Origin of the sequence: Furfurilactobacillus milii, assembly GCF_009863985.1 — a bacterium.
In the GTDB taxonomy this organism is placed as follows: Bacteria; Bacillota; Bacilli; order Lactobacillales; family Lactobacillaceae; genus Furfurilactobacillus; species Furfurilactobacillus milii_A.
Window position 1 is genome coordinate 26,975 of record NZ_WEZT01000022.1, and the last position, 14,029, is coordinate 41,003.

General features: G+C 42.3%; 10 protein-coding genes and 2 pseudogenes. 5 read left to right on the forward strand and 7 right to left on the reverse strand.

Features of this window, described 5'->3' with window-relative positions; all coding sequences use genetic code 11:
• Nucleotides 1-55: 55 nt before the first annotated feature.
• Nucleotides 56-784: an L-ribulose-5-phosphate 4-epimerase gene (locus GB992_RS10300; protein ID WP_161002366.1), complete on the reverse strand. Its 729-nt coding sequence runs from the start codon at nt 782-784 to the stop codon at nt 56-58.
• Between the two features lie 12 nt (nt 785-796).
• On the reverse strand, nt 797-2,407 hold the full coding sequence (locus GB992_RS10305; RefSeq protein ID WP_161002367.1) for a xylulokinase: 1,611 nt from the start codon (nt 2,405-2,407) through the stop codon (nt 797-799).
• Nucleotides 2,408-2,921: 514 nt separating this feature from the next.
• On the opposite strand from GB992_RS10305, the gene GB992_RS10310 reads away from it, so the two are divergent.
• Nucleotides 2,922-4,298 carry a sugar porter family MFS transporter gene (locus GB992_RS10310; RefSeq protein WP_161002368.1) on the forward strand — a complete coding sequence of 459 codons (1,377 nt, stop codon included), beginning with the start codon at nt 2,922-2,924 and terminating at the stop codon, nt 4,296-4,298.
• A gap of 89 nt (nt 4,299-4,387) precedes the next feature.
• Here the strand turns inward: GB992_RS10310 and GB992_RS10315 are convergent, their stop codons facing one another.
• Nucleotides 4,388-5,491, reverse strand: a complete 1,104-nt coding sequence (locus GB992_RS10315) for a GntR family transcriptional regulator (protein WP_161002369.1) — start codon at nt 5,489-5,491, stop codon at nt 4,388-4,390.
• Between the two features lie 275 nt (nt 5,492-5,766).
• On the opposite strand from GB992_RS10315, the gene GB992_RS10320 reads away from it, so the two are divergent.
• Nucleotides 5,767-6,807, forward strand: coding sequence for an aldose epimerase family protein (locus GB992_RS10320; RefSeq protein ID WP_161002370.1), 1,041 nt, complete (start codon nt 5,767-5,769; stop codon nt 6,805-6,807).
• A gap of 57 nt (nt 6,808-6,864) precedes the next feature.
• Here GB992_RS10320 and GB992_RS10325 read toward each other — a convergent pair whose 3' ends face one another.
• Nucleotides 6,865-7,755 (reverse strand): ArsR/SmtB family transcription factor, encoded by an 891-nt coding sequence (locus GB992_RS10325; protein ID WP_161002371.1) that lies wholly within the window; start codon nt 7,753-7,755, stop codon nt 6,865-6,867.
• A gap of 255 nt (nt 7,756-8,010) precedes the next feature.
• Between GB992_RS10325 and GB992_RS10330 the strand changes: the two genes are divergently transcribed.
• From GB992_RS10330 to arfA, 3 genes and pseudogenes are all read left to right on the forward strand, one after another.
• Complete coding sequence (locus GB992_RS10330; RefSeq protein WP_161002372.1) at nt 8,011-8,985, forward strand: glycoside hydrolase family 43 protein; 975 nt, start codon at nt 8,011-8,013, stop codon at nt 8,983-8,985.
• Nucleotides 8,986-9,014: 29 nt separating this feature from the next.
• Nucleotides 9,015-10,291, forward strand: a pseudogene (locus tag GB992_RS10335) (oligosaccharide MFS transporter).
• 109 nt (nt 10,292-10,400) lie between these two features.
• Nucleotides 10,401-11,906, forward strand: a complete 1,506-nt coding sequence (gene arfA, locus GB992_RS10340; protein ID WP_161002373.1) for an arabinosylfuranosidase ArfA — start codon at nt 10,401-10,403, stop codon at nt 11,904-11,906.
• Nucleotides 11,907-11,973: 67 nt separating this feature from the next.
• On the opposite strand, the gene rihA is transcribed toward arfA, so the two are convergent.
• The 3 genes and pseudogenes from rihA to GB992_RS10355 all read right to left on the reverse strand — a co-directional run.
• On the reverse strand, nt 11,974-12,915 hold the full coding sequence (rihA, locus tag GB992_RS10345; RefSeq protein WP_161002374.1) for a pyrimidine-specific ribonucleoside hydrolase RihA: 942 nt from the start codon (nt 12,913-12,915) through the stop codon (nt 11,974-11,976).
• Between the two features lie 27 nt (nt 12,916-12,942).
• On the reverse strand, nt 12,943-13,290 hold the full coding sequence (locus GB992_RS10350) for a hypothetical protein (RefSeq protein ID WP_161002375.1): 348 nt from the start codon (nt 13,288-13,290) through the stop codon (nt 12,943-12,945).
• A gap of 65 nt (nt 13,291-13,355) precedes the next feature.
• Nucleotides 13,356-13,946, reverse strand: a pseudogene (locus GB992_RS10355) (nucleoside transporter C-terminal domain-containing protein); the annotation flags it as partial.
• Nucleotides 13,947-14,029: the final 83 nt, after the last annotated feature.

A 14,029-nucleotide genomic window follows, 5' to 3' on the forward strand; every position in this document is an offset into this window, starting at 1 on the left:
CTCCTAATCCCTGAATTCTGAGCATAAGCTCAAATTCACTCGGGATTAATCACGCTCACTCCCTCATCGCATGCGACTTGGACTTCGCATTATTTTGACCGTAGTATGCATTGCTACCGTGCTTACGGTAATAATGTTTGTCCAACAAGTACTGGGGCAATTCGGTATCGCTGCGAGTCAACTGCAACGTGTGATAATCCTCTTCAGCGATGACTTCCAAAACTTTAGAGTTATAAACAGCCTTAGCCGGAGTAGCACCCCAAGCAAACGGACCGTGTTGGCTAACTAAAGCAGCAGGAACGGCTTCGTAATCTAAACCGCGTTCCTTGAAGGTCTTCACGATTGTCTTACCCGTATTGCCTTCGTAGTCTTCTTCGATTTCTTCCTTAGTTAGCGCATCAGCAGCGGGCACATCCCCAAAGAACGTATCTGCAGCCGTGGTGTTCAACGCAGGCACATCCATCTTGGCAGCCGCAAACGATACGGCCCATGGTGAATGTGTGTGTACAATCCCACCAATGTTTGGAAAGGCGTTATATAACACCGTGTGAGTAGGTGTATCACTTGAAGGGTTCATATCCCCTTCGACAACTTCACCTTTTAAATTCACAACAACCATGTCAGAAGGCTTCATTTCGTCATATTCAACACCTGACGGCTTAATAACGAATAGCCCTTTTTCACGATCAATTCCTGAAACATTGCCCCATGTAAAGGTAACAAGCCCCAGTTTTGGTAATTGCATATTTGCTTCATAAACTTCTTGTTTTAACGCTTCCAGCATTAACAGTCAGCCTCACTTTCGTTCTGGAATATCATCAATGGCAGCACCCTCAACGGGGAGACCAGCTTGGTAATTTTCAATAAATTGTTGATAACCCTTAACACCATCCGGTTCCGGACTCAACGTCATGCTTTCCGGATTGGCAAAGACTTTACGATCCAGGAAGTCTTCAAGGGAATCTTCGTTCTCGCCAGGTAATGCATAAATGGCTAACACTGCCATCCCCCATGGACCGCCTTCGCCAGCGGTGCTCATCACCGTGATTGGCGTATTCAATGCATTAGCAAGAATTTGTTGGCCAATCACCGGTGTCTTGAACAAACCACCTTGAGCAATCATGACGTCTGTTTTGATGTTTTCTTCATTTGTCAGGATGTCCATCCCAATTTTGAGTGGTGCAAACGCAGCGTAGAGCTGTGTTGCCATGAAGTTCGCTAATGTGAAATTGCTCTTTGGCGTCCGTACAAACAATGGGCGACCCGCTGACATCTTGGTGATATTCTCACCCGATAAGTAGCTGTAGTTCACTAGCCCACCAACATCTGGATCTGAATGGGTCGCTTGCAGGAACAACGTTTCATATAACCGATCAGGTTTAAGATCCACACCCAACTTGGCCGCAAACTCACTAAACAAGTTGGCCCAGGCGTTGATGTCAGATGAACAGTTATTGATATGAACCATTGCGACTGGTGCGCCCGTTGGTGTCATGACCATATCAATGTCCCGATGGACTGCCTTTAGAGGTTGATCCAAAACGACCATTGAAAAGGCTGACGTACCAACGGAAATGTTCCCAGTCCGTTTGCGAACACTATTGGTGCCAACCATCCCGGTACCAGCGTCTCCTTCAGGTGGAGCCATTACGCTACCCGCCTGAAGATTGCCACTAGCATCGAGCAGTTTAGCGCCGTCATCCGTCAACGTTCCAGCTTGATGACCGGCTGGTAAAACGGCCGGCAGAATGTCTTTTGTGTTCCAAGAGTAACGTTTAACAGCGTCCTGAGTATTGAACGCTTCCAACATTGTCTCGGAATACGTACCCGTTTTTTCGTCAATCGGGAACACCCCAGATGCATCGCCAACACCCAACACACGTTTGCCAGATAATTGCCAGTGGACATAACCAGCTAATGTTGTGATGAAGTCAATATCCTTAACGTGAGGTTCATCATTCAAAATTGCTTGATATAAATGAGCAATACTCCAACGTTGTGGAATGTTAAATGAGAATAACGCCGTCAATTCATCAGCTGCCTGACCGGTAATGTTGTTACGCCAGGTTCTAAAGGGAACCAATTGCTTACCGGCCTGATCGAATGCCAGATAGCCATGCATCATGGCACTGACACCAATCGACCCAATTTTAGTCAACGGACTGTGATACTTGCTTTGAACTTCTGCCACCATCTGGGTATAGCTGGCCTGAATACCAGTCCAAACCTGTTCCAGTGGATACGTCCATATACCATCAACGAATTGGTTTTCCCAAACGTAACTGCCAGATGCAATTGTCTGAAAGTCGTGAGTTACCAGAACCGCCTTGATTCGTGTTGAACCAAGCTCGATACCTAGTGAAACATCACCGTTCTTAACCGCTTGGGAGGTTTCAACTAAGTTCATGTGAACATCCTCCAAATACAAATTCAAAAGTAAAATAAAACGTTTTCATTTTTGTCAACGACCATAGTGTAATTTATTTATTCGAATAAATCAACATTATTTTTATTTATACGTATTAATGCAGAAAACTAAATAATGTACCCGTAGTTACTTATAGGTAACCACAATCACACAATTACACTTTCTTATCGATTAGATAGTAACTGATAAAAACTGTCAAAGGCTTTTAAATCAGCTATTTAGTCTCACATAATTAATCATAAAATTTGTTCCAGTTATACTACAATCACATAAATTCGTCGTTTTTCTATTGATTTATTCGAACAAATGATATAGATTATTTCCTGAAAGCGTTTTCTGTTTTTGTCGACAAATTTTCATTCTTTACCTAGTACGTTTGTATTTGCTATTTTTTTACTTCGCGTCTGAATCGACGATTAGTTCAACTGCTTGATGTCCTTCTTCAGTTGGCGTTTCAACGGTTCACATCTATTTATAGAAATGAGGGTTCGTCTTGAAAAAAGTGTCGAATGGCTTCATCTATACGTTTGGTTCGTTAGGTGGCCTTCTGTTTGGTTATGATATTGCATCTGTATCCGGTGCCATCTTATTTATTCAAAAGCAATTGCGGTTAGGTTCATGGCAACAAGGGATGGTTGTTTCCGCCGTTTTAATCGGTGCCATCATTGGTGCTTTGGCAACCAGTAAATTTCTGGACACGTACGGTCGTCGAATTATGTTGCTGTGGGCAGCCGGAATCTTCTTTGTCGGTGCCTTAGGTTCAGGACTGGCTCCTGAATTTTATGTTTTACTTGTCACTCGAATTGTCCTAGGTATTGGGGTCGGAATTGTCTCTGCGCTGGTTCCAGCTTATCTGCAGGAACTGGCTCCTAAAAAGCGTCGTGGGGCAATTACAACCTTATGGCAATTGATGGTTATGATTGGGATTCTGTTAGCCTACGTTTTAAACTACTCATTCTCAGAATTATTTACTGGTTGGCGTTGGATGCTCGGTTTTGCTGCTCTACCTGCTGCCATGCTGTTCTTTGGGGCATTGTACTTACCAGAAAGTCCTCGTTTCTTAGTCAAAGTTGGTAAACTCGATGAAGCCAAAGCTGTTTTGGAAAACACCAACAACGGTGACGAAAAAGCTGTTGAAATTGCGTTGGATGATATTCAAACACAAGCCGCTCAAAAAACTGGTGGTTGGAACGAACTCTTTGGTAAAACTGTTCGGCCCGCACTTATTACTGGTTTAGGGGTTGCTGTTTTCCAACAAATCATCGGTAGTAACACGGTTATCTTCTATGCGCCAACCATTTTTACAAAGGTTGGTTGGGGTGTTGAAGCCGCCCTACTAGCTCATATTGGAATTGGTGTCATTAACGTTATCGTGACCGTTGTTGCCTTACTATTAATGGACCACATTGATCGTAAGAAGATGCTGATTTTTGGTGCTAGTGGCATGGGTCTATCACTCTTAATCATGAGTATCATTTTGAAGTTTGATAACGGTTCAACCGTTGCCGCAATCGTTAGCGCAATTGCTTTGACCGTTTATGTCGCCTTTTACGCTGCAACGTGGGCACCTGTTACCTGGGTCTTTATCAGTGAAGTTTTCCCGCTAAACATTCGTGGTTTAGGAACATCACTATGTGCCGCAACCAACTGGGCTGCTAATATGTTAGTTTCACTGACATTCCCAACAATGTTAAGTGCTATGGGACTGGCAAACTCGTTCCTCTTCTATGCTGCAATTTGTGCCATTTGTATTTGGTTCACGCACACCAAATTCATGGAAACACGTGGCAAATCACTCGAAGATATCGAAGCAGATTTACGTTCACGCACAGCCGATGAAAAGACTGTTTCAAACGTTGAAAGCAAATAATGTTTATCCGTTAATCAAGCACTAACGGACATACTAAAAGGGCCGCCTTGAGGAGATTAACTTCCCAAGACAGCCCTTTTAATTCACGCCTATTCAGTTTTAGTGTCGACAGTATCATTAGCCGGTTTAACAGCCGAGTTTCGTTTGACTAAGTCTGGTTCGTAATTGATATCCTGAACATCGTCACGATTTAACAACTTAATCAACATATGCCCTGCGTCTTCACCCATTCGTTCCTTCTCATGGTTCAACGTGGTCAACGAGGGACTCATATATTGCGACATCTGATAATCATCAAAACCGACAACTGAGACGTCCTCAGGCACTCGATAGTTATTTGAACGCAGATAGTCCATAACTTGAATCGCTAAACGGTCGTTATAACACGCAATTGCCGTTGGCCGTGCATCCTGTTCCAGGTATATCCGAATTCGACCCATGACTCGTTCAAAGTCATCCCCTGATTGATACATGATGAGGTTACTCTGGTAGGAAAATTCAGGGTGCCGTTGGTATGCCTGAACAAAACCGTTCATTCGGTTAACGCCCTGAATGTCATCGACTTGAAAAACGCCTAAAACACTTTGATGTCCCATGCGAAAAAGATATTCCATCATGCGTTCTTCAGCAGCTTTATCATCTGTTGTGACGCTCGGAAAATCTAGGCCAGGATATTTAGCGTTAATAAATAATGTTGGAATCTGATCATCCTTAATTTCCTGGTATAAGTCCATGTTAGGATTACGCAATGCACTTTGTGTTGGCTCAATGATTAGGCCAGCAACTTTGGTATCCAACATATTGATTAAGCTCTTACGTTCTTTTTCATGGTTATTGTGTGTGTTGCTAATCAGTAAAGAATAGCCAGCATCTGAAATAATCCGGTCAATCCCCGAAATAATATCTGGAAAGATGTAATCCGCGATGTGCGTTGTAATGACACCAATCATTTTACTGTCATTATCATTCGACCAGTCTTTGTGCCAGTCTTGGACAAACATTCCGCCGCCTTGAATCCGATAAATGAAATGGCTACCCTCTAAATCCCCCACAGCTCTTCTAACTGTATAACGAGAAACATCATACATCGCCATCAACTCAGTCTCAGTTGGCAGTTTATCATTAACCTTATACTTTCCTGTTAGAATTGCCTCTTTCAAACCGTCTTTAACTTTTTGATACTTGTTTTCCATATTTCCACCTAATTTGATATGTAATGATGCTCACTTTTAAGAAACGTCACCATTACTAATAAATTGAAACGAATCATTCACTCATCCTAGTGTAGTGTAAAAGTTCCGATATCACAATAAATTTACAAATTTATATGTAACCGTTTTCTCTTTGCCCGTCTACTGTCTTATAAAATGTGGTAACGTAATTATATATTTATTTCAATTCATTAAAGGCTAACACTTGATTCGTTCGAATATATATTCGAATTATACTTAACAAAGGAGTTTTCCGTATGTCACAATCTATTCACGCAACAGTTCGACCGTTTGATACCTTTAATGGTCAACAAATCTATCGTTTTAGTCTTGTCAACGCTCATGGTGTCACTGTATCTGCCTTAAGCCTTGGCGCGACTCTTTATGAAATATTATTGCCCAGTGGCGACAACCTCGTCTTAAATTATCACCATAGTACTGATTATTTAGCCAATCCATTTTACGTTTGCATGGGCATCGGGCGCACAGGCGGGCGCATTGGCAATGGTGAATTTCCGATGAACGGAAAAACGATTCACGTCCCAGTCAATGAAGGAACAACAACCCTACATGGCGGGCCGCATGGATTCAACTCACAGATCTGGGATGGTGAAATCTCCACCAAAAATGGGGAGCCAGAAATCATCTTCCGTCACTTACAGAAATCGTCAGAAGATGGTTTCCCTGGTGATCTAAATGCCGAAATTCACTACCAGCTCAGTGATGATGATGTCGTGCGAATCAGCTTTGTTGGACGATCAAACGCCGACACAGTCTTCAATCCAACACTCCATACCTACTTTAATCTTGGGAACAACGAAACCATCAAACAGCATACATTACAAATTAACAGTACAGAACATTTAGCCTTTGATGATAAAAAGGTTCCAACTGGTGATCTAATTGATGTCACCAACACACCATTCGATTTCCAAAAAGCTACGACACTTGGCACTGCTATTGCTGGGATGCAAGATACTGCAGAAAAAGGCTTTGATGACCTCTTCAAAGTGACCCCAGACGATAATAGCCGGATTGCAACTTTGGCAGATCCTGTTTCTGGTCACTCGGTCGATGTACTTTCAAAACGGAACGGACTCGTTGTCTTCACAGCTAATTCTTTCACACACGATAATATGAACTTCAAACGTTCCAACGGCACTGGTCAACCGTACGAAGGTGTCGCCCTCGAAGCACAGACATTGCCTGATGCCACCAAACACACCGGCTTTGGCAACATTATCCTCACGGCCGGCGACACAACCGTTAACACAATTGGCTATCGTCTCCACTACTAACAACTAACATATGCATATTAAAACGCTGAACCTGTTTGCTAGTTCAGCGTTTTATTTTTAGCTATAAAACATTTTCATTTCGATATCTTGATTAAAGTTCCCAAATCCTTTGCCAAAAATCGTGCAGCCGCCACGGTTCTTGGCATTCTTTTTAACCTCAAAACGAACTGTGACAGTATCACCGTCTACCTTTAGATCATCTAGCGACGCTTCGGAGAATGGTTGTCCGTCAAGATAGCTCCCGTGATCAGTGACGCGAACCGTTTTTAAAATACCATACTGATTAACATTATCTGGCACCCACAACGGCGTGTACTTCCCCCGAGTATCAGAGAAATCACCAGGGCTTGTCCAATTGCCGATCGCGTGACCGTTAATCGAAAACGTAATGTCAGAAGGCCAAACGTTATTAGAAAATGGAAATTCAGAGCCTAGCTCCATGGATAGATCTAACATCTGCAATGTATCGTTCCTTGCCAAATAATTGGGAAACTGATATTCAACAAATCCTTCTGTCCACCAAATCATCCCCGCGCTCATTCGTTCGGGATCCATGAAATATGCCGGATTATCGACCTTGCCAATATAATTATCTTTTCCGGCCAGACCACATGACGGTTTCACTGAAAAGTTAGTAAAGTGTCCCACCGGCACATCAGTCGTTTGAACATCAAACGCCGTATAAATCTCTTGGGGAAAGTTCACATTGATATGATCAACCTTTAACTTAGACACCTTGTTATGACCGACTCGTTCAAATTCAATCAGACCTGCCTCTGCTAGTTTATTGAGGTGCATCAAAACAATTGTGCTACTAAGATTCATTTCTTCAGCGAGTTCACGAACGCTTAAATGCTTATATGACAGCTTTCTAAGAATATCCAGTCTTACCGGACTAGCCAATGCCTTATATGCCAGTAAAGATTCATTAGATAAATCTAGTTCCATTACAGATAACACCAACCTTTTTGTTTATCAGACGACAACAAACAACATTTAAGTTGCTTTAAATTAATATAAAGCGTTTTCTTTCATTGAAATTATAATATAAACGCTTACATTATCCAAATTTATTCGAACAAATATTTAAAATACCATTGTAAGCGTTTGCTTCTGCCTGTACTCTAATCTTGTACAAAGGATAACAAGTTAGCTAACGTTGTTCGTCCGATTAACAAACAAGACATGAAGGGACAAGTTGATATGACAACTGCAACAGATTACATTAATCCACTAATTGTGCAGCGCGCCGATCCATTTATTTATAAACACACCGACGGCTATTATTATTTCACCGCTTCGGTACCTGCATATAACCTCATTGAAATCCGTCGTGCCAAAACATTGGCCGGCCTCGCCCATGCTGCACCAAGAACTATTTGGCGTAAACATGACAGCGGCCCGATGAGTCAGTTGATCTGGGCACCAGAGATTCATTACATCGACGGCAAGTGGTTTATCTACTTTGCCGCAGCCGAAACAACGGCATTCGACAAGAATGGCATGTTCCAACACCGTATGTTCTGTATTGAATGTGATAACGCTGATCCAATGCGCAGCGAAGATGATTGGATCGAACATGGCCAAGTTAAAACGCCAATGGATTCTTTCTCACTCGACGCAACGTGCTTTGAAGCCAACGACAAGTTGTACTACGTTTGGGCACAAAAAGATCCAGACATTAAGGGTAATTCCAACATTTACATCGCTGAAATGGCTAACCCTTGGACACTTAAAACTAAGCCTGTAATGTTGACCAAACCTGAATTTGACTGGGAAACGAAGATTTTCTGGGTAAATGAAGGCCCTGCCGTGATCCATCGTAATGGTCGATACTTCTTAACTTATTCGGCCAGTGCGACCGATGAAAACTACTGCATGGGCATGCTAAGTGTTGATGAAAATGCTGATTTACTTGATGCCAGTCAGTGGCACAAGGCGGAAAAGCCAGTCTTTCAAAGTGATCTTGACCATGATCAATTCGGACCTGGTCACAATTCCTTCAAAGTAGCTGAAGACGGTCAAACGGATATTTTGGTTTACCACTGTCGTGACTACACGGAAATCAAGGGCGATCCACTGTATGATCCAAATCGCCATACGAAGGTTCAATCCTTTACATGGAACGATGATGGCACCCCTAACTTTGGCAAACCAGTGCCTTACAACTATGACTAATCATTTAGAAAATAGAGGTTAAAAACATCATGCAAAAAACTGAATCAAAACACTTCTGGGGGTTTCCCTTCTCCCACTTTAGTTATTTCTTCATCTGGGCTACCGTCTATGGCTATTTAACGCTATGGATGGAACAAGTTGGTCACTTAAACGGAACCGAATCTGGGGCTGTTTTCTCCATGATGGCCGGAATTTCGCTTATTTTCCAACCAATCTTCGGGGTCGTTTCTGACAAATTTTTATTCAAAAAGAACTTAGTTATTCTAATTTCTGTTGTTGCTATTTTTATCGGACCTTACTTTCAGTGGGTCTTCTTACCACTGCTCCATATCAATTCTTTCTTGGTTGCCATTGTCACTGGGACCTTCCTTAGCTTTGTTTTAAACGGTGGGGTTTCCGTTATTGAACAGTATGTTCAACGTGCCAGTTTAGCAAACAAGTTTGAATATGCTCACTCTCGTGTCGGTGGTTCTGTTGCCGGTGTTGTCGCTTCATTGATTGCCGGTCGTTTATTCCTGTGGTCACCGGACTCAATTTTCTGGGCATGTACCGTTGCTGCCATTATCTTAACTGGCTTACTATTGTTCAGTGACAAAATCGACATGGACAACGCTTCTGCCGCTGGGGACACATCTAACTCTTTGGACATGAAGACCGTTATGTCTGTGTTCAAGATTAAAAACTTATGGGTTCTGGCCATTTTCTACATGGGCGCATCAGCTATTTTCGATGTGTTCGACCAACAATTCATCATCTTCTTCAAGACGTTCTTCCACACCGCCGCACAAGGCACATTGGTTTACAGTTACATGACTTCCGGTCAAACGGCCATTGAATTCTTGCTCATGTTCCCAATGCCATGGATCATCAACAAAATCGGTTCTAAAAATGGTTTGATCATCTACGGCTTCATCACTTGCATTCGGATTTTAGGTTCTGCTTTGTCACCAACTTGGGGCTGGGCTGGGTTGTCTTCTTCCATTTGCTTGCCGGACTGGAAATGCCATTGCTGTTAACGTCTATCATGAAGTACATCGCTGGTGCCTTCGATATTCGTCTATACGCCACGGTTTACGCCCTCGCGTCTAACTTTGCTAAGCAAATATCGGTCTTCATTTTCTCCTCTGTTGCCGGTAAATTATACGATGTGATCGGTTACCAACACACGTACATCTGGATGGGTGTTCTAGTCTTCGTCATTACACTGTTCGCTGCATTCTTCTTGAAGAAAGAGGATAAAGTACAGGCTGGTGAAGTCGAGGCGCCAAAAGATGCGCCGACGCCAGCAAATGATTCTGATAATTAGGCAATCGAAAATGTAAATGATTTTATTAAGCCATAAAGAACGCGATTGCCTCGCTCTTTACGGCTTTTTTTATAACTAATAAAGCAAAGTATGAAAGGTGATCATCAAAATGAAAGCACAAGTTAATGTAAATGTCTCTAACGCCATTTCTAAAATTGATAATCGCATCTATGGTTCCTTCATCGAACAACTAGGACGAGCCGTTTACACCGGTATTTATCAACCCGATCATCCCGAAGCAGATGAAGAAGGATTCCGAAAAGACGTTATTAAAGCTGTCAAAAGCCTGCATGTGCCATTGATTCGCTATCCCGGTGGCAATTTCCTATCACAATACAGGTGGGAAGACGGTATCGGTCCCAAAAATCAACGACCAACCCGCTTAGATATTGCTTGGCGTGAACTGGAAACAAATCAATTTGGCCTGCATGAATTTATGCACTGGTCAAAGAAAGTCGGGGCCGTGCCAAACATGGCGGTTAATTTAGGGACCCGTGGCATTCAGGAAGCAGCCGATTTAGTCGAGTACTGTAACTTTCCAAGCGGCACTGAATTGAGTAATCTGCGTGCCAAAAATGGCGATTCCAAACCATTTGCTATTAAAACTTGGTGTTTAGGTAACGAAATGGATGGTCCGTGGGAGATTGGCACTAAAACCGCATCTGAATATGCACATCTAGCTAACGAAACTGCTAAGGCCATGAAACAAGTGGATGATAGTATTGAGCTTGTCGCCTGTGGCAGTTCGTCCCTCGACAATCCAACGTTTGGCACCTGGGAAGAAACAGTATTAGATGAATGCTACGATAATGTGGATTACTTATCCTTACACCGTTACTATGGTTATTACGGCGATGACGACCCAACCGAATTGGATAATTTCTTAGCTAAAAACGAAGATTTGGACCAATTCATCAGTGGCGTCATCGCTATGTGTGATGCGGTTCAGGCCCGCAAACGGTCAAGTAAACAAATCAACTTGTCGTTTGATGAATGGAATGTTTGGTACCATTCAAACGATGCCGACACCAAGATTAAACCATGGCAGGTTGGTCCTCACCTGTTGGAAGATGTTTATAACTTTGAAGACGCCTTACTCGTCGGTAGTTTACTAATGACATTACTAAAACACGCTGACCGCGTTAAGATTGCTTGCCTTGCACAACTTGTCAACGTTATTGCGCCAATTATGACAGACACGAACGGCAGCGTGTGGTTGCAATCCATTTATTATCCATTCATGCAAATGGCAACATATGGTCATGGCGTTGTATTAAATAGCAGTGTCAATGTCCCAACATACAACTCTCGTCAATTTAAAAATGTTCCATTGATGGACAGTGTCACCATCTATAATAAGGATGCCAATGAACTGATCGTTTTTGCTGAAAATAAAAATCAACACGAAAACGCCGACTTATCAATCAATCCTACTGGCTTTGACATTGATCACATCGTAGAAGCAACCCAGTTTTACGGTTATGACGTTAAGGCTGATAACCGCGATGGCAAGATGGCAATCCGGCCATTAGCTAGTGTTGAGCTTACTGACGAAAATATCAGTGCCAAATTGAAACCATTGTCTTGGAATATGATTCGAATGGCAGTTAAATAACCCAAAAATGCATTGTTACTACAAAAAAACCATTTTGTAGCAACAATGCATTTTTAAATTCAAACCCCTACTTCAAGTCATCAAAAGCCCTTAGCGAATCCATAATCAGCTTAATAAACCGTTCACGGTCAACCTTCAGCAACACATTAGTGTTCTTCGGCTTACCGGTCAATTCATAGTAATCACAGACCGTTTCACCCTTAACTAATTCACCTTGTGTTTCCACATCGACATTCATCTGTTCACTTTCAAACAGCGTCGGGTCAATCAGCCAGGCAATGGTACATGGGTCATGCAGTGGTGCACCTTTGAATCCCCATTTTGGATTTTCGTGATAGATTTCAAAGAAATCAAGCAAGCCACGAAACGCATGTGCAACGGGGTTTTTAATATCATCAATGGACTCAATTTCATCCTTCAATATCTGTGCTTGGTGCGTAACGTTAAGCGGTGCCATAACCAAAGGAATTCCGGCATTCATCACAATCTTAGCGGCTTCAGGGTCCACATAAATGTTGAACTCAACAGATGGAGTCCAGTTTCCTAACCCCATAGCGCCACCCATGAAGACAATTTGTTCAATTCGATCTGCAAGTTCTGGATAAACACGCAGGAACAAGGCAGCATTCGTCATCGGTCCTGTCACAACCAACGTAACTTTTTCATTGCTCTCTCTAATGGTTTTCGCCATTAATTCAATCGCTGTCATATCCTGTGGTTTGAAATCTGGGTCTGGCAGTTCCGCACCATCTAGCCCTGTCTTACCATGAACATTACCAGCCGTTGCAAGTTTGTTAACTAACGGTGTCCGGTTTCCGCCAGCAACTGGAATATCTTCGCGATGCATTAACGTTAACATCCGCATGGCATTGTTTAGCGTTTTTTCCGGTGTTTGATTCCCCGCTGAAGTTGTTACAGCTGATAATTCAATCTTTGGTGAAGCAATCGCCATAGTCATTGCTAGCGCATCATCATGTCCAGGGTCACAATCTAAAATAATCTTTGTCATGTCAAACTCCTTTCAGGTTACCTGTACCTAGTTTACCTTGTTAACTACGTTTAGCGGGTACTTTTTGATTAAGTAGAAGATGATTAAACAAGCCAATAAACCAACAATGGCGATCAATACTGCGCTAATTTGTATAAAACCTGTCAACTTTGTACTAGCGATCGCAATAATACTTACGAATCCCATAAGGTAGACTGTATCTACAAATATCATAAACGCTTTGGCAAATCGCTTCGTACTCAGCAAACGAACGAGTGCCCACGCATATAACAAAATCACGAAAGCCGAAGACCTAATCAGCATTCCTGTTGTCTGCCCCTGCAAATGTTCAATGGTGACCAGCCAATTACTGCTAACAAATAAAACAATTGCCATTATTACTGTCGTTATGAGCCTTGATTTTATCGTCTTCATCAAAATCACCTATCTAGATTGTTTATTTAAAAGTACAAACCGACGATTGTTCCAGTCAAAACAGAGGCCAGCGTTGCACCGAGAAGCAACTTCATTGAGAACTTTGCCACATAGGCACCTTGTTCTTCGCTAATGGACTTGATTGAACCAGTGATAATACCAACTGTGCCAAAGTTTGCAAATGACACAAGATAAGCAGAAATAATGGCCGTTGCTTTCGCGCTCAAACTGGCTGTCATGCCATGTAATGTACCCATGGCCACGAATTCGTTGGTGATCAGTTTCGTTGCCATCAGGCTACCAACTTTAATAATGTCATGACTTGGCACACCCATTAAGAACGCAACCGGCGCGAACACATACCCAATAAGCGTCGTAAAGCTGACATTAAATAGAGCTAAGAACGTGTTATTTAGGAAGGTAACCAACGCCACAAACCCAATTAGCATTGCACCAACAGTGATTGCTAGTTGAAAGCCGTCAACAATGTAATTACCCAAAACTTGGAAAAATGGTTCTTTGTTTCCTTTAGAGATTTGAACGAGTTCATCGTTTGATTCCGTTTCATATGGATTAACAATACAGGAAATAATTAATGCAGATGGTAGATTGTAAAATTAATCCGAACGCTGTTCGGACAAAAAAGATCAGCTTCCTTTAAAATGGTGTTTACCACAAACCCATCTTTTAGGAGCTGATC